Here is an 18,428-nt window from a genome sequence, read left to right as displayed (position 1 = left end):
CTGACCCCGGCGCGGAGCAAGGCCCTGGAGGAGCACTCCTCCAGGGCCTTTCCGCTGCGTGCGGGCGGCCGAACACGGCCCAGACCGTCCGCGCGCGCCGGGTGAAGCGCTCCAGCACCGCCATCGTGACCCAGCCCAGCCCAGCACGTGCGAGCATCGGAGGCATGGGGAACACGCCGGCCGCACCGGACACCGGCGTCCTCCGCCGGATGAGGATCGCGCGGGACGCCATGGACCGCGAGTGGGCCGAGCCGCTCGACGTGGCCGCCGTCGCCGCGCGCGCCGGCTACTCGCGCTACCACTTCGTCCGGCTGTTCAGCGAGGTCTACGGGGAGACGCCCGGCGCCTACCTCGCCCGGCGCCGCATCGAGCGCGCCCAGGACCTGCTGCGCACCGCGAACCTGACCGTCACCGAGATCTGCCTGCTGGTCGGGTTCACGAGCCTCGGCACGTTCTGCACCCGGTTCAAGGAGCAGACCGGGATGACGCCGACCGAGTTCCGCCGGCGGGCGCGCACCCCCGGCGCGTCCGCGATCCCGGGCTGCTTCGTGCTGCTCTGGGCGGGCGGCTTCCGCAAGGACTGAGCAACTTTCGAGAAGGCCGCCCGGCCGTCCCCGGCCTAGCGTGAACCCGTCACCGCCGTTCGCGAAGGAGGCACCGGCATGATCACGAAACTGGGGCTGGCCACCGTCTGGGTCCTCGACCAGGACTCGGCCAAGGCGTTCTTCACCGAGAAGCTCGGCCTGGAGGTCCGCGACGACATGACGCTCGGCGAGGGCGGCATGCGCTGGCTCACCGTCGGCGCCAAGGACCAGCCCGACCTCAGCCTCGCCCTCATGGTGCCCGGCCCGCCCAGCATGGACCCCGGCTCCGCCGCGCACATGAGGGCGCTCATCGCCAAGGGCGTCCTCGGCGCCGGGGCGTTCAACACCGACGACTGCCAGGCCGAGTACGAGCGGCTCTCCGCCGCCGGGGTCGAGTTCGTCCAGAAGCCGGAGCGCCGCCCCTACGGCGTCGAGGCCGTCTTCCGCGACGACTCCGGCTGCTGGTACAGCCTCACCGAGCCCTTCGGCGAACTCGACGAGTCCGCCCCCTGGAGCGGCTGCGCGAGCTGAACGCCGAGGCGGTCAGTCCTTCAGCGCGGCGCCGAGTTCGCGGAGGACGTCCACGAGGCGCTCCACGTCGGCCTTCGTCGTCCGCCAGTTGAGCGGCGCGGGGCGGAACACCGTCATGCCCCGGTAGGTGCTCGTGCCGGCGTAGACGCGGCCGTCCGCGAGGAGCGCCTCGCCGAGGCGCGCGTTGAGGTCGTTCAGGCGCTCCTCGGGGACGCCGTCCGGGCGGTACCGGAAGCACACGATGCACAGCTGGACGGGCGCGAGCAGCTCCAGGTCGGGCGCCGCGTCCACGAGCCGGCCGAGATGGGCGGCGACGTCGAGGTGGCGCTCCACCATCGCGCGGTGGCCCTCCCGGCCGTAGGCGCGCAGGGTCGCCCAGATCGGCAGCGCCCGCGCCCGCCGGGACGACTCCGGGCCGAGCATGTTGTAGTTGATCCGCTCGTCGTCGGCGTCCGGCAGGTACGCGGCGCCCCACGACCCGAACGCGCGGCTCAGCCACGTCCGGTCCCGGACGAACGAGAACCCGCTCTCGTACGGGACGTTCAGCCACTTGTGGCCGTCCGACGTCACCGAGTCGGCCCGCTCCACGCCGCGCGCGAGGTGCGCGGTGCGCGGGCTCAGCGCGGCGAACAGGCCGAAGGCGCCGTCCACGTGCAGCCAGGCGCCGTGCCGCTCGGCCAGGTCCGCGAGGTCGGCGATCGGGTCGCTGTCCCCGGTGTTGACCTCGCCGAGGTTCGCGACGACGACCGCCCGGCCGCCGGCCCGGGCCAGCGCCGCGTCCATCGCCGCCAGGTCGACGCGGCCGGCGTCGTCGCGGGCGAACGTGCGCAGCGTGTCGCGGCCGCAGCCCAGGATCTGCAGCGCCTTGCGGGTGCTGACGTGCACCAGCCCGCTGCTGAACACCGGCATCGCCGGCAGCCCGGCCAGGCCGCGCGAGGTGGCGTCCACCCCGTACTTGTCCGCCCACCAGTACCGCGCGCACGCCAGCCCCGCCACGTGCGCGAGCGTCGCGCTCGGCGTCAGCACCCCGCCGAACGACTCCGGCAGCCCGAACAGCTCCTTCAGCCAGCGCAGCACCACCGTCTCCGCCCGCGTCGCGAGCGGGGACGCCGTCCACAACCCGGCCACCTGGTCCAGCAGCGAGGCCGTCCAGTCGCCCGCCATCGCCGCCGGCGTCGACCCGCCCACCACGAAGTGGAAGAACCGCGGCCCGGTCGAGTGCGTCGCCGCCCCCGTCCCGATTCGGACCAGCCGCTCGACCGCGGCCACCGCGCCGTCCCCGGTCTCCGGCAGCGGGCCGTCCAGCTCGTCCAGGAGCGCGTCCGCCGCCGCGTCGTGGACGGGCCGGTCCCGCAGGCCCGCCAGATACGGCTCGGCCTCCCGCGCCACCACGGCGAGCGGCTCACCGGCCCTGTCATGTTCGTCAAGCGGATCACTCATGGCGCACAGCAGACCACACGGAGGGCCCCGGGGGAAACGGCCGCCGGCCTGCGACCCGCCCCTTGTGGTCTTGGGGCCGGTCGGCTACGGTCCCGCAAGGGTTCGCGCCCGGCGCCCCGGACGGCACCGTCCCGGCACGGCGGCGCGGCACCGCGCTCCCGCACCCCGCAGCGCGGGACATCAGGGGCTCGGCCACCCACCGCTGGGGTGGCCGGGCCCACCGCGCACCGGTCCCCGGACGTCCGCTACAAGACCGGCCGGATCCGGCCGCCCCACCGTGGCGCCATGAGAGTCCTCAACGCCGCCGGCCTGGCCCGCGCCGAGCAGTTCCTGCGGCTCAACGGCCGCGCCATCGACCGGCGCCGGTTCGCGCTCCACTTCCGCGGCGGACGGGGTCACAGCAGGTTCCCGACGGGCTCGCCCGCCAGGTCCCGCACCTCGTGCGCGAAATGGGCCTGGTCGGCGTAGCCCGCCGCGCACGCCGCGTCCGCCCGCGTCTCGCCCGCCCGGACCAGCGCCAGCGCCCGCTGGAACCGCAGCACCCGCTGCAGCGTCTTCGGCCCGTACCCGAACGCGGCGAGCGAGCGGCGGCGCAGCTGGCGCTCGCCGACGCCCAGGCCGTCCGCCACGTCCCGCACCGAGCCGCGCGCCAGCCCCGCGACCACCGCAGGGACCAGCGGATCGGGCGGGCCCATCCGCTCCCGCACCGCCGCGACCAGCGCGGCGAGCCGGTCGCCGGCTCCCGCCACGGCCTCCGCCAGCCGGTCGGCGTCCGCGCCCCACAGGTCCCGCAGGGGGAGGCGCCCGTCGCGGATCGCGTCCGCCGGGACGCCGAGCGCCGGCGGCGCCGTGCCCGGCCGGAACCGCACCGCCGCCACGGCGTCGCCCGGCCGCATCGCCGCGGGGACCGGCCCGGTGTCCGGCCCCGCCACGAGGATCCCGGCCTCCGACCAGATCACGTCCACGCAGCCGTCCGGCACCACGCGCTGGACGTAGGGCTCGGCGTCGCGCGGCACCTCCGCCGTCCACGCGCAGGCCAGCCCGGGCGCCCCGTACTCGCGGTAGACCCGCCGTGCCGGAGCCGCCGTCCGGGCGGGGAGCGGGGGCCGGTGGGCGGTCGGGCTCATCACTCCTGCATACCACCCGACTAAGCGGGCAAGGGGCCTGAAAATCGACTAAAGCGGGAGAAGTCATGGCCAACGATCTTCAGGGCAGGACCATCGCGTTCCTCTGCGCGCCGGAGGGCACCGAGCAGGTGGAGCTCACCGAGCCCTGGGCGGCCGTCGAGGAGGCCGGCGGGACCCCGCGGCTCGTCTCCACCCAGTCCGGCCGGCTCCAGGCGTTCGACCACCTCGACAGGGCCGGCACCTTCCCCATCGACACCACCGTCGACGTCTCCGACCACACCGAGTTCGACGGCCTCCTCCTGCCGGGCGGCGTCGCCAACCCCGACTTCCTGCGCACCGATCCCGGCGCGGTCGCGTTCGCCAGGTCGTTCTTCGAGGCCGGCAAGCCCGTCGCGGTCATCTGCCACGGGCCGTGGACGCTCGTGGAGGCGGACGTCGTCCGGGGCCGCACCCTGACGTCCTGGCCCAGCCTCCAGACCGATCTGCGCAATGCGGGCGCCACATGGGTGGACGAAGAGGTACAGGTCTGCGAGGACGGGCCCAACGTCCTCGTCAGCAGCCGCAAGCCGGACGACCTCAAGGCGTTCTGCCGGGCCGCGGTGGAGGCGTTCGCGCGCTGACGGGCCACATGTGGTCTAGACCTCTGACCTAGACCATTCGGTGAACCGGGGGCGACCATATCCTGCATGAATATCCGTACCGGCAAGTAACTAAGTACGGTTGTGCACGTGACCCGTCGAGCGAAGATTGTCAGCACCATCGGTCCCGCCTGCTCCAGCACCGAGCAGATCAACGCCCTCGTCGAAGCCGGCATCGACGTCGCCCGCCTCAACATGAGCCACGGCGACCATGCCGTCCACGAGGAGGTCTACCACCGGATCAGGGCGGCGGCCGACGCCACCGGGCGCGGCGTCGGCATCCTCGCGGACCTGCAGGGCCCCAAGATCCGCATCGGGCGCTTCCCCGACGGGCCCGTGCGCCTCACGCTCGGCGACGAGTTCACCATCACCACCGAGGACGTCCCCGGCACCCGGCGGGAGGTGTCCACCACCTACCAGGGGCTGCCGGGCGACGTCAGCCCCGGCGACACCGTCCTCATCGACGACGGCCGCGTCGCGCTCAAGGTCGTCGACGTCGACGGGACCCGCGTCCGCACCACGGTCACCGTCGGCGGGATGGTCTCCGACAACAAGGGCCTGAACCTTCCCGGCGTCCCCGTCAGCGTCCCCGCCCTCACCGAGAAGGACGAGGCCGACCTGCGCTGGGCGCTGCGCCTCGGCGTCGACCTCGTCGCCCTCTCCTTCGTGCGGACGCCCGCCGACGCCGACATCTGCTACCAGATCATGGAGGAGGAGGGCGTCCGCGTCCCCCTCATCGGCAAGATCGAGAAGCCGCAGGCCGTCGAGCGCCTCCCCGAGATCGTCGCCGCCTTCGACGGCATCATGGTCGCCCGCGGCGACCTCGGCGTCGAGCTCCCGCTCGAACAGGTGCCGATCGTGCAGAAGCGCGCCATCGAGCTGTGCCGCGAGAAGGCCCGCCCGGTCATCGTGGCCACCCAGATGCTGGAGTCCATGATCTCCTCGCCGCGCCCCACCCGGGCGGAGACCTCCGACGTCGCCAACGCGGTGTTCGAGGGCGCCGACGCCGTCATGCTCTCCGGCGAGACGAGCGTCGGCCAGTACCCCGTCGAGTCCGTGCTCACCATGAGCCGCATCGTGCAGACCGCCGAGCAGGCGGCCCTGCACGCCACCCACACCCTGGAGCGGATGCCCGAGACGGTCGGCGGCGCCATCGCCCGCGCCGCCGCCGAGGTCGGCGCCATCGTGGGCGCCGAGGCCCTCGCCGCCTTCACCATGTCGGGCGAGACGGCCCGCCGCCTCTCCCGCTACCGCTCGCCGATCCCGCTGCTGGCCTTCACGTCCGTCCCCGCCGTCCGCGGCCGCCTCGCCCACGTCTGGGGCGTCGAGACCTTCATCGTCCCCCAGGTCGACCACACCGACGCCATGTTCGGCCAGGTCGAGCAGTCCCTCCTCGAACTCGGCCGCGTCCAGAAGGGCGACAAGGTCGTCGTCGTCGCCGGCTCGCCTCCCGGGACCCCCGGCTCCACCAACGCGCTCCGCGTGCACAGCATCGGCGACGCGATAGCCATCCAGCACTGACGGCCATCCGGGCACCGACGGCAACCCGCCCCGCCGGGCACCGCGCACCGCACCCCGCGCGGTGCCCGGCTTTTTCCGCGCCGGCCTTCTCCCGCGCGCTCCCCGCCGCGCTCTTGCCCAACGCGCAGGTATCACCGCCCGATCTCATTTCCACTTCGCTCCGGAAACCCGGGCAACCCGCGGCCGCGAAGCGTCTCTCACATCGTGAGCCGCCGCCGGGCTTGCGGGGACGCGTCGGCGGCGCCGGGCCGCCGGCGGGCGGAGCGGATGCCCGCCGGGAGCGCGGCGGGGACGGGCGGCCGTCGCCGGGCGGGGCCGGGGAAGGCCGTTCGGTGGTGCCGGGAGCGGGACTCGAACCCGCACGCCCTTGCGGACAAATTCTTTTGAGGAATTCGCGTCTGCCTATTCCGCCATCCCGGCATGTTTATCCGGACATGTAACATATTGTCCGGTTCGTCGCCCCTGTCCGGGGCGGCTGCGGACCAGGGTAGCGGGTTTCGGTAGGGTCGTGCTCGTGGAGAGTGCTCGGCGCGTTGTGATCGCGGAAGACGAGGCCCTGATCCGGCTGGACCTGAAGGAGATGCTCCAGGAGGACGGCTACGAGGTCGTCGGGGAGGCCGGGGACGGCGAGGCCGCCGTGCGGCTGGCCCGCGAGCTGAAGCCGGACCTGGTGATCCTCGACGTCAAGATGCCGGTGCTGGACGGCATCTCGGCGGCCGAGCGGATCTCCGCGGAGCGGATCGCGCCGGTGGTGATCCTCACCGCGTTCTCCCAGCGCGAGCTCGTCCAGCGGGCGACGGAGGCCGGGGCGATGGCCTACCTCGTCAAGCCGTTCTCCAAGACCGACCTGGCGCCGGCCATCGAGATGGCCGTCAGCCGGTACACCGAGCTGCGGGCGCTGGAGGCGGAGGTCGCCGGGCTGCAGGAGCGGCTGGAGACCCGCAAGGTGGTCGACCGCGCGAAGGGGCTGCTGCAGCAGGCGCACGGCTGGTCCGAGCCCGAGGCGTTCCGCTGGATCCAGAAGACCTCGATGGACCGCAGGCTCACGATGCGCGCCGTCGCCGAGGCGGTCGTCGCGGGCGCGACCGGCGGCCGGGACGAGCCCGCCGCGGGCTGAGGGCCCCACTACCGCTTTCTGGCGAGTTGTCAAGGGCCAACCGCGGGCACCGGCGTGCCCAATCTCCGTCACCCTCTGTAATCATCCCAGGCAAGTGCGGGTATCGGATGGGCACGGAGGAGTAACGAACGAGTAACCCTTCGATCCGGGGGTCCTGTTCTGGGGTGGGTCGACGGTGTACGACATAGCTGATCCCCGACTGCCCGTTTTCCGGTCCCCGGTTCTCGGTGTCGGGGCATGTCTCGTACCCGATCCCCTCCCGGATCCGGATGGAAAGGTTGGGCACCTTGCGGCGCAACATGATGAGGATCACCGGCGCGGTGGCGGTGAGCGCGGCGCTCGCGCTCAGCGCCGTGGCCTGCGGTGGCGACGATAGTGAGTCCGGTGGCAGCGACAACGAGGTCACGATCGGGTTCATGGGCGACCTGACCGGTGAGAACTCGGGCCTGGTGATCCCGCCCAAGCAGGGCGCGCAGCTGGCCATCGAGCAGTACAACGCCACGAACCCCAAGGTCAAGATCAACTTCAAGACCTACGACAGCCAGGGCAAGCCGGAGCAGGCGACCTCGCTGGCGCTCGGCGCGGTCAAGAACGACAAGATCGCCGGCCTGATCGGCCCGGCGTTCTCGGGCGAGTCGCAGAGCGTCGGCCCGATCCTGGAAGAGGCCAAGATCCCGAGCGTCTCGCCGTCGGCGACGAACATCACGCTCGGCGAGAAGGGCTGGAAGTACTGGCACCGCGTGGTCGCCGACGACGCGGCGCAGAGCGCCGGCGTCGCCGACTTCGTGATGAACTCGGGCGCCAAGAAGGTCTTCCTGGTCTCCGACAACCAGGACTACGGCAAGGGCCTCGCGGACGCCATCGAGAAGGCCGTCAAGGCCAAGGGCGCCCAGACCCAGAACGACGCGGTCGACGACAAGGGCACCGACTACTCCTCGACGGTCAACAAGATCAACGAGTTCAAGCCCGACTTCGTGTACTTCGGCGGCTACTACGCGGTCGCCGGCCGGCTGTTCAAGCAGCTGCGCGAGGGCGGCTACAAGGGCAAGATGATGTCCGGCGACGGCTCGCTCGCCACCGGCCTGATCGAGGGCACCGGCGAGAAGAACGCGCAGGGCACGCTGATCAGCTGCGGCTGCCTCATCGACCCGACCGGTAAGACCAACCCGAAGGCCAAGAAGTTCGCCGACGACTACAAGGCGAAGTTCGGCTCGGACGTCGCGATCTACTCGACCGAGGGCTACGACGCGGCCACCGCGTTCGTCGAGGCCGTCAAGGCCGGCAAGACCAAGCCCGAGGAGATCAACGAGTTCCTCAAGACGGTCGACGTCCAGGGCGTCGGCAAGCAGATCAAGTTCGCCGAGAACGGCGAGCTCGCCACCCTGGACATCTACATCTACGAGGTGGAGGGCAACAAGCTTCCGCTGCTCGGCAAGGCAAGCGAGGCTAAGGTCTCCTAGGCGCGCCACCAGCGCCCCTGACGAGATCCCCTGATGGCGCGGGAGCGGGAGCGCTACAGCGCTCCCGCTCCTTCTCTGATTAAGGCGACCCCAAGGTGCTCGACGACTTCATCAATCAATTCTGGCCGTCGACCATCGACGGTCTGGCGCTCGGCGCGATCTACGCGCTGCTGGCGCTGGGCTACACGATGGTCTACGGCGTGCTGAGACTGATCAACTTCGCACACGCCGACATCTTCATGGTCGGCACGTTCGCGGCCCTGTGGACCGTGCGCACGCTGGGCGTCGGCACGGTCGGCGGCATCGCGCTCGTGGGGGTGGTGGCGCTGTCCGCGGTGGTGGCCGGCCTCATCACCGCGGGAAGCGCCATGCTGCTCGAAGTGACGGCGTACCGACCGCTCCGGAAACGGGGGGCGTCCAGGCTGGCGGCGCTGATCTCGGCCATCGGGGCGTCGATCTTCATCCAGCAGCTGTTCGCGACGGTGGTCGTGTACCGGGTGTTCGGCACCTCCAAGGAGGGCGGGCGGCTGCCCGTCGACGAGCACTTCAAGCAGCTCACGAACGTGGTGGACGTCGGGCCGATCCAGATCAGCAACGACAAGGTGATCATCTTCGTCGGCGCGGTGCTGATGATGATCGCGCTCGATCAGTTCGTGAACCGGACGAAGCTCGGCCGCGGCATCCGCTCGACCGCGCAGGACCCGGAGACGGCCGTGCTGATGGGCGTCAACATCGACCGGGTCGTGTCGGTGACGTTCGTGGTCGGCGGCGTGATGGCGGGCGTCGCGGCGGCGCTGTACTTCCTGCGCTTCGAGCAGACGAACTACTTCGTCGGGTTCCTGCTCGGCATCAAGGCGTTCACGGCGGCGGTCCTCGGCGGCATCGGCAACATCCGCGGCGCCCTGGCCGGCGGTTTCGTCCTCGGGCTGCTCGAGATGTACGGTTCGAGCCTGTTCGGTTCGCAGTGGCGCGACGTCGTCGCGTTCACCGTGCTGATCCTGGTCCTGATGTTCCGTCCCACCGGCATCCTCGGTGAGTCCCTCCAGCAGGCGCGCGCATGAACCTCACAAAGACGATCAACGGCAAGGCGGGGAAGCGGGGCGCCGCCCTCTCCCTCGATCCGCTGCGGAACTGGTGGGCGGGCGCCCCCGGGTGGCAGCGCTGGGCCGTGTACATCCTGCTCATCATCGGCGGCGTCTTCCTGCCGAGCGAGGCGATCGGCAGCTTCATGGCGCCGAGCGGGGCCAGCTGGCCGTCGATGCTCAGCGACCAGATCGCCATCTACGTGCTGCTGGCCCTGGGCCTGAACGTCGTGGTCGGCATGGCCGGCCTCCTGGACCTCGGCTACGTCGCGTTCTACGCGGTCGGCGGCTACACCATCGCGATCTTCGCGGTGCGGTACCACTGGAGCTTCTGGGAGACGCTCGTCCTCGCGATCCTGTTCTCGGCGCTGGCGGGCGTGATCCTCGGGGCGCCGACGCTGCGGCTCCGCGGCGACTACCTGGCGATCGTGACGCTCGGCTTCGGTGAGATCGTCAAGCGGACCGCGAACAACAGCTCGTTCGTGAACGGCCCGCGCGGTGTGCAGGGCATCCCGCACCCGCCGTCGCTGTCGGAGTTCGAGATCTTCGGCGTGCAGCCGCTGAAGTACGGGCTGCTGGACTCGCGGCCGTACTACTACATGCTGCTGGCGTTCATCATCATCGCGATCATCTTCGTCCGGCGGCTGGACGCCTCGCGCGTCGGCCGCGCGTGGGCGTCGATCCGCGAGGACGAGGACGCGGCCGAGCTGATGGGCGTGCCGACGTTCCGGTTCAAGCTGGCGGCGTTCGCGATCGGCGCGGCGATCGGCGGCAGCGGCGGCGTCGTGTTCGCCGCGAAGCAGACGTCGATCCTGCCGGCGAACTTCGAGTTCATCGTGTCGGCGCTGATCCTGGCGGCGGTCGTGCTGGGCGGCTCGGGGAACATCCCGGGCGCGATGCTGGGCGCGTTCGTGGTGGCGTGGCTGCCCGAGCGGTTCCGGTTCCTGGACGAGTACCGCATGCTGATCTTCGGCGGCGCGCTCGTGCTGATGATGATCTTCCGTCCGGAGGGTCTGTGGCCGTCGCGGCGGCGCAAGGCCGAGCTGGCGGAGGGCGGCGGAGGCATGGGCAGCATGGGCGCCGAGGTCGCCGGGCCGGGTCAGTCCGAGACCGCGGAGGTGGGCAAGTGAGCGGGGCGGACGAGCGCAAGCCGGTCCTGGAGCTGCGCGACGTCGTGATGCGGTTCGGCGGCGTCGTGGCGCTGAACAAGGTGCAGATCACCATCCGCGAGGGGGAGATCTTCGCCCTGATCGGGCCGAACGGCGCCGGGAAGACGACGGTGTTCAACGTGACCACCGGCGTCTACAAGCCGAGCGAGGGCCAGGTCGTCTTCGACGGCAAGCGCATCGACGGCAAGAAGCGCTTCGTCGTGACGAAGCTGGGCATCGCCCGGACGTTCCAGAACGTGCGGCTGTTCCACAACATGACCGCGCTGGAGAACGTCCTGGTGGGCGCGGACGCGCACCACCGCACGGGCCTCGCCGGCGCGGCGCTCGGGCTGCCCTGGTTCCACCGCGAGGAGCGGCAGGGCCGGGAGCTGGCCCGCGAGCTGCTGGAGCTGGTGGGGATCCCGCACCGGGCCGAGGAGGCGGCGAAGAACCTGCCGTACGGCGACCAGCGCCGGCTGGAGATCGCCCGGGCGCTGGCCACCAGGCCGAAGCTGCTGCTGCTGGACGAGCCGGCGGCGGGCATGAACCCGGCGGAGAAGGCGGCGCTGCAGGACCTGATCCGCAAGATCCGCGACACCGGGGTGACCGTCCTGCTCATCGAGCACGACATGAGCCTGGTGATGGGGATCAGCGACCGGGTCGCGGTGCTGGACTTCGGGCAGAAGATCGCCGACGGCCTGCCGGCCGAGGTGCAGAACGATCCGCGGGTGATCGAGGCGTATCTGGGGGCTCCGGCCGATGCTTCTTGAGATCGACGACATTCACGTCCACTACGGAAAGATCGCGGCGCTCAAGGGCATCTCGGTGTCCGTGGACGAGGGCGAGATCGTCACGCTGATCGGCGCGAACGGCGCCGGGAAGACGACGACGCTGAAGACCATCTCGGGCCTGCGGAACCTGACGTCCGGCAAGATCACCTTCGACGGCCGGGACATCAGCCGGATGCCGGGCCACAAGCGGGTGTCGGCCGGGATCGGGCAGGCGCCGGAAGGGCGCGGCATCTTCCCCGGCATGACCGTGGAGGAGAACCTCCTCATGGGCGCGTACGCCCGCACGGACGACGCGTCCAAGGAGCTGGCGGAGGCCTACGAGCTGTTCCCGCGGCTGGCCGAGCGCAAGTCGCAGGCGGGCGGCACCATGTCCGGCGGCGAGCAGCAGATGCTCGCGATCGGGCGGGCGCTGATGGCCAAGCCGAAGGTGCTGCTGCTGGACGAGCCGTCCATGGGCCTCGCGCCGATGCTGGTGCAGCAGATCTTCTCGATCATCGAGGAGATCAACCGGCGCGGCACCACGGTGCTGCTGGTGGAGCAGAACGCCCAGCAGGCGCTGCAGATCGCGCACCGCGCCTACGTCCTGGAGACGGGGCGCGTGGTGAAGACGGCGCCGGCGCGCGACCTGCTCGACGACCCGCAGGTGCGCGCCGCGTACCTCGGCGGCGAGTCGGGCGACGACCTGGGCGGAGCGGCCGTGCCGGACGCGGCGGCGGCCGAGTCCCCGGACGGCGCCGGGGAGGCCGAGTAGAGGAGGCCGAGCTGCGGAGGCCGGGCGGCGGCCTCCGCGGCACGGTGCGCGCGCCCGCCGGGCCCGGTCCGTCCGGGCCCGGCGGGCGCCGCCGTGTCCGGGCCGGTGCGTTCAGGGCCGGTGCGTTCAGGGGAGCGCGATCTCGGCGGGGGCCGGGTCGCCGGTGGAGCCGACGGGCGGGGAGCCGTAGAGCCTGATCGCCTTCGTCTTCGCGCCGCGCGGTATGTCGAACCACAGGTCGAACTCGACGCGCATGAACGATCCGACGGAGAGCCGCTCGGGCTGGCGTTTGATCATGGTGGCGTTGACGTCGGGGGAGTGCGTCCGGCCGTCGGCGGTGACGAGCCGCTGCTTCCAGGTGTCGAAGACCTGGATGTCGCGGCCGGTGTTGACGGCGAGGATCCGGACGCGGGTGAAGGCGCCCTTGGCGTCCATCGCGGCGTGGGTGCCCATGACGTCGGTCATGGCGTCGCTGAAGCCGATCACGGTGAAGCGCATGTCGGCGCTCTGCCCGGTCTTGCCGTGGAGGACGGCCTCGCCCTCGCGGGCCTTCTCGGCGGGGATCGTGTAGGTGGCGGCCGCGTGGCGGCCGCCCGAGGCCGGGCCGGAGCAGCCCGCCAGTGCGAGCGCCGCGGCGAGGGCGACGGCGACGGCCGGGACGGCGGACAGGACGGTGGACGGACGGGTGCGCGTGTCACGGTGGCGCATGATCCGGAACGTACGGCCGATCGGCGACGGGATGAACCGGCCGATTTCGTTTCGCAACCCAACTGCAACCGGTGACGGACCTACGCCGGTGTCGAGCGGCCCTGCGGCGGTGCGGGCGGCGGACCGCCCCCGGACATGCGTTGACCCGGGATCACCTTTGGGGCCGTACGAGCCTTCCCCGGGCGCGTACGTTGTCTACTCGGTGATCCCGGGCCGTTCCCGCCCACGCTACAGACCCCCGGGCGCGCATCGCAAAGAAAGCGCGCATCGCGGCCCGCGGGCGCCGGCGGTCAGGCGCCGGACGGGGCGTCCCGCAGCATGCAGGTGAGCCGGGCGGTGCAGACCCGCCGGTCCCGGTCGTCGGTGATGACGATGTCGTAGGTGGCGAGGGTGCGCCCGCCGTGCGCGCGGGTCGCCACGCCCGTGACGTACCCCTCGGTCGCCGACCGGTGGTGGGTGGCGTTGATCTCGATGCCGACGGCGATCCGCCCCGGGCCGGCGTGCATCGCCGAGCCGGCGGAGCCGAGGGTCTCGGCGAGGACGCAGGACGCGCCGCCGTGCAGCAGCCCGTACGGCTGGGTGTTGCCCTTGACCGGCATGCGGCCCACGACGCGCTCGGCCGAGACCTCCAGGTACTCCACGCCCATGGCCTTGGCCAGGTCGCCGTGCCCGTCGAAGTCCCCGCCGGAGCTGAGCTTCGCGGCCACATCCTGCGGGGACATCCCGCTGGTGTCAGTCACTTACGCCTCCACACAACTGTCGTACGCGCAGACTAGAGTCCTGGTGTGGCGACGACACCAGCGACCCCTGACAAGCGTGACCGGCTCCTCCTGCTCGACGGGCACTCCCTGGCCTACCGGGCGTTCTTCGCGCTGCCGGTGGAGAACTTCTCCACCACCGACGGGCAGCCGACCAACGCCGTGTACGGCTTCACCTCGATGCTCATCAACGTGCTGCGCGACGAGCAGCCGTCCCACATCGCGGTGGCGTTCGACCGGTCGGAGCCGACGTTCCGGCACGAGCAGTACGTGGAGTACAAGGCGGGGCGGCAGAAGACCCCCGACGAGTTCCGCAGCCAGGTCAGCCTGATCTTCGAGGTGCTGGACGCGCTGCGCATCCCGCGGCTGTCGGTCGCCGGGTACGAGGCCGACGACATCATCGCCACGCTGTCCGTCCAGGCCACCGAGGCGGGCATGGAGACCCTGATCGTCACCGGCGACCGGGACGCGTTCCAGCTCGTCAACGAGCACGTCACCATCCTGTACCCGGTGCGCGGCGTGTCCGAGCTCGCCCGGATGGACCCGGCCGCCGTCGAGGCCAAGTACGGCGTCCCGCCCGAGCGGTACCGCGAGCTGGCCGCGCTGGTCGGGGAGAGCAGCGACAACCTGCCGGGCGTGCCCGGCGTCGGCCCGAAGACCGCCGCGAAGTGGCTCGCCAAGTACGGCGACCTCGACGCCCTCGTCGCCCGCGTCGACGAGATCAAGGGCAAGGCCGGCGGCAGCCTGCGCGAGCACCTCGCCGGCGTGCTGCGCAACCACCAGATCAACAAGCTCGACACCGAGGTCCCCCTGGATCTGGCGCCGCCGCAGCTGACCATGGGCCAGTGGGACCGCGAGGAGATCCACACCCTGTTCGACTCGCTGCAGTTCCGCGTCCTGCGCGAGCGCCTGTACGCGTCGCTGTCGGCGGCCGAGCCGGAGGCCGACGAGGGCTTCGAGGTCGAGCTCGACGCCCTCGAACCCGGCGCGCTCGGCACCTGGCTGGAGGCGAACGCCGGCGAGCGGCTCGGCATCGCCGTCACCGGCACGTGGGGGCGCGGCACCGGCGAGATCACCGCGCTGGCCCTCGCGTCCAAGAAGGGGCCGGCCGTCCACCTCGACCCGGCCGAGCTGATCGAGGACGACGAGCGCGCCCTCGCCGCCTACCTCGCCGACCCGGCGCGCCCCAAGGCGATCCACGAGGCCAAGGGCCCGATGCTGGCGTTCGCCGCGCGCGGCATGCGGCTGGAGGGCGTCACCAGCGACACCGCGCTCGCCGCCTACCTCGCGCTCCCCGGGCAGCGGACGTTCGACCTCGCCGACCTCGTCCTGCGCTACCTGCACCGCGAGCTGCGCAGCGAGGCCGAGGACTCGGGCCAGCTCACCCTGGACGGCTCCGGCGAGGAGGAGGCGGCCGAGGCCCTCGCGGTCCGGGCGCGCGCCGTCACCGAGCTGGCCGACGTCCTCGACCAGGACCTGGAGAAGCGCGGCGCCACCCGCCTCCTGCACGAGGTGGAGCTGCCGCTCGTCGGCGTCCTGGCGGACATGGAGCGCGCGGGCATCGCCGTGGACGCCGACCACCTGGCGCACCTGTCGGCGTCCCTGGGCGGCCAGGTCAAGGAGCAGGAGCAGCTGGCCCACAACGCCGTCGGCCACGACTTCAACCTCGGGTCGCCCAAGCAGGTCCAGCAGGTCCTGTTCGACGAGCTGAACCTCCCCAAGACCAAGCGCACCAAGACCGGCTACACGACCGACTCCGAGGCGCTGACGACCCTCCTGGAGAAGGACGGACACCCCGTCCTGGAGCACATCCTGCGCTGGCGCGAGGTCGCCAAGCTCAAGAGCATCGTCGACTCGCTCATCCCGATGCTCGACGACGCCGGCCGCATCCACACCACGTTCAACCAGATGATCGCCGCGACCGGCCGGCTCTCCTCGACCGACCCGAACCTGCAGAACATCCCGATCCGCACCGCCGAGGGGCGGCAGATCCGGGAGGCGTTCGTCGTCGGCGAGGGCTACGAGTCCCTGCTCACCGCCGACTACTCGCAGATCGAGCTGCGCATCATGGCGCACCTCTCCGAGGACGAGGCGCTCCTGGAGGCGTTCGGCTCCGGCGCCGACTTCCACACCATCACCGCGTCCCGCGTCTTCGGCCTGCCGCCCGAGCAGATCGACTCCGAGCTCCGCGCCCGCATCAAGGCGATGAACTACGGGCTCGCCTACGGCCTGTCCGCCTACGGCCTCTCCCAGCAGCTGCGCATCTCCCCGGACGAGGCGCGCGGCCTCATGGAGGAGTACTTCGAGCAGTTCGGCGGCGTCCGCGACTACCTGCGCGACGTCGTCGCCAAGGCCCGCCAGGACGGCTACACCCAGACCATCCTCGGCCGCCGCCGCTACCTGCCCGACCTGAACTCCGACAACCGGCAGCGCCGCGAGATGGCCGAGCGCATGGCCCTCAACGCCCCCATCCAGGGCTCCGCAGCCGACATCATCAAGGTCGCCAGCCTCAACGTCGACCGGGCCCTCCGCGAGGCCGGCCTCACGTCCCGCATGCTCCTCCAGGTCCACGACGAGCTCGTCTTCGAAGTGGCCCCCGGCGAACTCGACACCCTGAAGACGCTGGTCAGGACCGAGATGGCCGGCGCCTACGAGCTGCGCGCCCCGCTGAGCGTCTCCATGGGCACCGGCCGAACCTGGCAGGAAGCAGCGCACTAGCCGCCCCCGCCCCGCAGAGCCGACCCGCCCTTCAGAGCCGACGGACACGGAGCGGCGGCAACTCCGTCATGCCCCGGTGGCTCGCTGCGGCTTGCGAGGTGCGGGCGAGGGCGTTCTATGGCGCGGTAAGGGGCGGGTCCGAGGCGGGTCTCGGCCGCTGCCTTGTTGTCATAAGAACGGCAATGCACATTTGGGCGGATGCGGGACGGGCCGGGGGTGGTGCGTGGGGATCTTGCGGGTACGGCGGTAGGTGTCCTAGATGTCCGGGGGGTCGTACGCTGTCCCCCTGGTCCTGTTCGGGTCTACCGGCGGGGGTATCGTGCCTCTCCTTCACAAGATCGCTGGAGTTGTGATCGTCTGCGCCGTGGTCCTCGGGCTGACGCTGCCGGGCGAGCGGCGCGGGCGGGACGGGGGGAGCTCGGCCGAGCGGGCCGGGGCCGCGTCCCGGGCGGCCCCCGGGGCGGCGCCCGCGGCGCAGGCCGCGAAGGCGGGCGCGACGCCCGCGGCCTCGGCATCGGGGACGGCGTCGCCGTCCGCGTCGGCGTCCGCGCCGATCCCCGCGGCGGCGCCCGCGGCGGTCGCGGCCAAGGCGAACGAGCTGGGCCAGGTGCCGGTGCTGATGTACCACCGGATCCTGAAGAAGCCCGAGCTGTCGCTGGACCGCTCGACCAAGGAGCTGTACGACGAGCTGACGCGGCTCGCGAAGGACGGCTACTACCCGATCACGGCGGCCGAGTTCACCGGCGGCCGGTTCGCCGTCCCGGCGGGCAGGCACCCGGTGGTGCTCACGTTCGACGACAGCACGCCGGGGCACTTCGCCCTCGACGCGCAGGGAAACCCGAAGCCCGACACCGCCGTGGCGATCATCGAGCAGGTCGCGCGGGAGAACCCGGGGTTCCGGCCGGTGGCCACGTTCTACTTGAACAAGGACCTGTTCGGGATGGACGACGTGCAGGCCGCGGCCGGGCTGAAGTGGCTGCAGCAGCACGGGTTCGAGATCGGCAACCACACGATGACGCACCCGAGCCTGGCCGGCATGTCCGAAAAGGGGGTGCGCAAGGAGATCGGCGGCATGGAGGACGAGATCGTCCAGCTCACCGGGACGCACACCACCACGTTCGCCTACCCGTTCGGGTCCGTGCCGAAGAAGGCCGCGTGGGCGGAGAAGGACGGCGGCCGGTACTCCTTCCAGGGGATGTTCCTCGCCGGCTGGCGTCCGGCGCTGTCGCCGTTCGACGACGACTTCGACCGGTGGAAGATCGACCGGATCCGCTCCGAGGGTAAGATCAAGGAGAACGACTGCAAGAAGTACTGCTCGACCGCGTGGCTCGACTATCTGGACAAGCACCCGGATGAGCGGTACACATCTGACGGGGACCCGAACACCGTCACGTTTCCGAAGGCCGCCGAAGACCGGCTCGCCAAGGAGTACCGGGACCGTGCGCGGACTTACTGATCATCGCCGCCCCGGGCGGATTGACCCCGCGAGATCGGTCCCATATCCTGATCGCTGCGCTGTGGGCCTGCGCGCGCTTCGGACGGAGCAGGCTCGCGCTCGGTCAGGTCGGCGACAACGGTTCGGTTCACTGACGCGGCACGACCCGCGTCCCATTCCGGTCTTCGGCAGGGCGGATAAAGGCCCTCCGCGCACAACCCATACGACTTCCATGTCCGTACCGGAGCCAGCCGACACATGACGAGCAGCACCGAGGCCACCTCGACCACCCCGCAGGTAGCGGTCAACGACATCGGGTCGCAGGAAGCCTTCCTTGCGGCGATCGACGAGACCATCAAGTACTTCAACGACGGCGACATTGTCGAGGGCACTGTCGTCAAGGTCGATCGTGACGAGGTCCTCCTCGACATCGGCTACAAGACCGAGGGCGTCATCCCCTCGCGCGAGCTCTCCATCAAGCACGACGTCGACCCCAACGAGGTCGTCACCGTCGGAGACCACGTCGAGGCCCTCGTCCTCCAGAAGGAGGACAAGGAAGGCCGTCTGATCCTGTCCAAGAAGCGCGCCCAGTACGAGCGCGCCTGGGGCACGATCGAGA

General features: G+C 71.3%; 17 protein-coding genes and 1 tRNA gene. 13 read left to right on the top strand and 5 right to left on the bottom strand.

Annotated elements, in window-relative coordinates; all coding sequences use genetic code 11:
- The first annotated feature begins 164 nt into the window (after positions 1-164).
- Together ACIWVC_RS30000 and ACIWVC_RS29995 are read left to right on the top strand one after the other, a co-directional pair.
- On the top strand, positions 165-584 hold the full coding sequence (locus ACIWVC_RS30000; RefSeq protein ID WP_396445718.1) for a helix-turn-helix transcriptional regulator: 420 nt from the start codon (positions 165-167) through the stop codon (positions 582-584).
- Positions 585-662: 78 nt separating this feature from the next.
- Positions 663-1,115 (top strand): VOC family protein, encoded by a 453-nt coding sequence (locus tag ACIWVC_RS29995; protein WP_396445719.1) that lies wholly within the window; start codon positions 663-665, stop codon positions 1,113-1,115.
- 12 nt (positions 1,116-1,127) lie between these two features.
- Here ACIWVC_RS29995 and ACIWVC_RS29990 read toward each other — a convergent pair whose 3' ends face one another.
- Positions 1,128-2,555: a pyridoxal phosphate-dependent decarboxylase family protein gene (locus ACIWVC_RS29990; protein ID WP_396445720.1), complete on the bottom strand. Its 1,428-nt coding sequence runs from the start codon at positions 2,553-2,555 to the stop codon at positions 1,128-1,130.
- Positions 2,556-2,950: 395 nt separating this feature from the next.
- A complete protein-coding gene (locus tag ACIWVC_RS29985) occupies positions 2,951-3,682 on the bottom strand; it encodes a DUF6597 domain-containing transcriptional factor (RefSeq protein WP_396445721.1) in 732 nt (243 codons plus the stop codon).
- Between the two features lie 65 nt (positions 3,683-3,747).
- On the opposite strand from ACIWVC_RS29985, the gene ACIWVC_RS29980 reads away from it, so the two are divergent.
- Both ACIWVC_RS29980 and pyk read left to right on the top strand, forming a co-directional pair.
- The gene (locus ACIWVC_RS29980; protein ID WP_396445722.1) at positions 3,748-4,302 is read left to right on the top strand and encodes a type 1 glutamine amidotransferase domain-containing protein; all 555 of its coding nucleotides are present in this window, start codon (positions 3,748-3,750) and stop codon (positions 4,300-4,302) included.
- Between the two features lie 108 nt (positions 4,303-4,410).
- Positions 4,411-5,841, top strand: coding sequence for a pyruvate kinase (pyk, locus tag ACIWVC_RS29975; RefSeq protein ID WP_396445723.1), 1,431 nt, complete (start codon positions 4,411-4,413; stop codon positions 5,839-5,841).
- Positions 5,842-6,174: 333 nt separating this feature from the next.
- Here pyk and ACIWVC_RS29970 read toward each other — a convergent pair.
- A tRNA-Leu gene (locus ACIWVC_RS29970) sits at positions 6,175-6,261 on the bottom strand.
- A gap of 94 nt (positions 6,262-6,355) precedes the next feature.
- Here ACIWVC_RS29970 and ACIWVC_RS29965 point away from each other — a divergent pair.
- The 6 genes from ACIWVC_RS29965 to ACIWVC_RS29940 all read left to right on the top strand — a co-directional run bounded on the left by ACIWVC_RS29965 (position 6,356) and on the right by ACIWVC_RS29940 (position 12,190).
- Positions 6,356-6,958 (top strand): ANTAR domain-containing response regulator, encoded by a 603-nt coding sequence (locus ACIWVC_RS29965; RefSeq protein WP_396445724.1) that lies wholly within the window; start codon positions 6,356-6,358, stop codon positions 6,956-6,958.
- A gap of 287 nt (positions 6,959-7,245) precedes the next feature.
- Positions 7,246-8,418: a branched-chain amino acid ABC transporter substrate-binding protein gene (locus ACIWVC_RS29960; protein ID WP_396445725.1), complete on the top strand. Its 1,173-nt coding sequence runs from the start codon at positions 7,246-7,248 to the stop codon at positions 8,416-8,418.
- 95 nt (positions 8,419-8,513) lie between these two features.
- Positions 8,514-9,479 carry a branched-chain amino acid ABC transporter permease gene (locus ACIWVC_RS29955; RefSeq protein ID WP_396445726.1) on the top strand — a complete coding sequence of 322 codons (966 nt, stop codon included), beginning with the start codon at positions 8,514-8,516 and terminating at the stop codon, positions 9,477-9,479.
- Positions 9,476-10,630: a branched-chain amino acid ABC transporter permease gene (locus tag ACIWVC_RS29950; RefSeq protein WP_396445727.1), complete on the top strand. Its 1,155-nt coding sequence runs from the start codon at positions 9,476-9,478 to the stop codon at positions 10,628-10,630. The genes ACIWVC_RS29955 and ACIWVC_RS29950 overlap by 4 nt, the downstream gene beginning before the upstream one ends.
- A gap of 47 nt (positions 10,631-10,677) precedes the next feature.
- Positions 10,678-11,418, top strand: coding sequence for an ABC transporter ATP-binding protein (locus ACIWVC_RS29945; RefSeq protein WP_396445833.1), 741 nt, complete (start codon positions 10,678-10,680; stop codon positions 11,416-11,418).
- A complete protein-coding gene (locus ACIWVC_RS29940) occupies positions 11,408-12,190 on the top strand; it encodes an ABC transporter ATP-binding protein (protein WP_396445728.1) in 783 nt (260 codons plus the stop codon). Before ACIWVC_RS29945 ends, ACIWVC_RS29940 begins: the two co-directional genes overlap by 11 nt.
- Before the next feature lie 126 nt (positions 12,191-12,316).
- Here the strand turns inward: ACIWVC_RS29940 and ACIWVC_RS29935 are convergent, their stop codons facing one another.
- Together ACIWVC_RS29935 and ACIWVC_RS29930 are read right to left on the bottom strand one after the other, a co-directional pair.
- Entirely contained in the window at positions 12,317-12,898 is a 582-nt protein-coding gene (locus tag ACIWVC_RS29935; protein ID WP_396445729.1) for a DUF4352 domain-containing protein, read from the bottom strand.
- A 290-nt stretch (positions 12,899-13,188) separates the two neighbouring features.
- Positions 13,189-13,545, bottom strand: a complete 357-nt coding sequence (locus ACIWVC_RS29930) for a PaaI family thioesterase (RefSeq protein WP_396445834.1) — start codon at positions 13,543-13,545, stop codon at positions 13,189-13,191.
- Positions 13,546-13,683: 138 nt separating this feature from the next.
- On the opposite strand from ACIWVC_RS29930, the gene polA reads away from it, so the two are divergent.
- From polA to ACIWVC_RS29915, 3 genes are all read left to right on the top strand, one after another.
- The gene (gene polA, locus ACIWVC_RS29925) at positions 13,684-16,374 is read left to right on the top strand and encodes a DNA polymerase I (protein ID WP_396445730.1); all 2,691 of its coding nucleotides are present in this window, start codon (positions 13,684-13,686) and stop codon (positions 16,372-16,374) included.
- Positions 16,375-16,738: 364 nt separating this feature from the next.
- Positions 16,739-17,830, top strand: a complete 1,092-nt coding sequence (locus ACIWVC_RS29920) for a polysaccharide deacetylase family protein (protein WP_396445731.1) — start codon at positions 16,739-16,741, stop codon at positions 17,828-17,830.
- Positions 17,831-18,067: 237 nt separating this feature from the next.
- Positions 18,068-18,428: S1 RNA-binding domain-containing protein (locus tag ACIWVC_RS29915; RefSeq protein WP_396454855.1), on the top strand; the 361-nt coding region annotated here is incomplete at its 3' end.

Origin of the sequence: Actinomadura sp., assembly GCF_044508335.1 — a bacterium.
In the GTDB taxonomy this organism is placed as follows: domain Bacteria; phylum Actinomycetota; class Actinomycetes; order Streptosporangiales; family Streptosporangiaceae; genus Spirillospora.
The sequence above is the reverse complement of the archived record's forward strand: the minus strand, read 5'-3'. Positions and strand labels throughout refer to the sequence as shown.

What these genes read in the sequence shown, in the direction of transcription:
- ACIWVC_RS29990 (WP_396445720.1), bottom strand. Translation starts at nt 2,555, where the DNA reads ATGAGTGATCCGCTTGACGAACATGACAGGGCCGGTGAGCCGCTCGCC.
- ACIWVC_RS29940 (WP_396445728.1), top strand. Translation starts at nt 11,408, where the DNA reads ATGCTTCTTGAGATCGACGACATTCACGTCCACTACGGAAAGATCGCG.
- ACIWVC_RS29995 (WP_396445719.1), top strand. Translation starts at nt 663, where the DNA reads ATGATCACGAAACTGGGGCTGGCCACCGTCTGGGTCCTCGACCAGGAC.
- ACIWVC_RS29945 (WP_396445833.1), top strand. Translation starts at nt 10,678, where the DNA reads ATGCGGTTCGGCGGCGTCGTGGCGCTGAACAAGGTGCAGATCACCATC.
- ACIWVC_RS29930 (WP_396445834.1), bottom strand. Translation starts at nt 13,545, where the DNA reads ATGGGCGTGGAGTACCTGGAGGTCTCGGCCGAGCGCGTCGTGGGCCGC.
- ACIWVC_RS29985 (WP_396445721.1), bottom strand. Translation starts at nt 3,682, where the DNA reads ATGAGCCCGACCGCCCACCGGCCCCCGCTCCCCGCCCGGACGGCGGCT.
- ACIWVC_RS29950 (WP_396445727.1), top strand. Translation starts at nt 9,476, where the DNA reads ATGAACCTCACAAAGACGATCAACGGCAAGGCGGGGAAGCGGGGCGCC.
- ACIWVC_RS29980 (WP_396445722.1), top strand. Translation starts at nt 3,748, where the DNA reads ATGGCCAACGATCTTCAGGGCAGGACCATCGCGTTCCTCTGCGCGCCG.
- ACIWVC_RS29935 (WP_396445729.1), bottom strand. Translation starts at nt 12,898, where the DNA reads ATGCGCCACCGTGACACGCGCACCCGTCCGTCCACCGTCCTGTCCGCC.
- ACIWVC_RS30000 (WP_396445718.1), top strand. Translation starts at nt 165, where the DNA reads ATGGGGAACACGCCGGCCGCACCGGACACCGGCGTCCTCCGCCGGATG.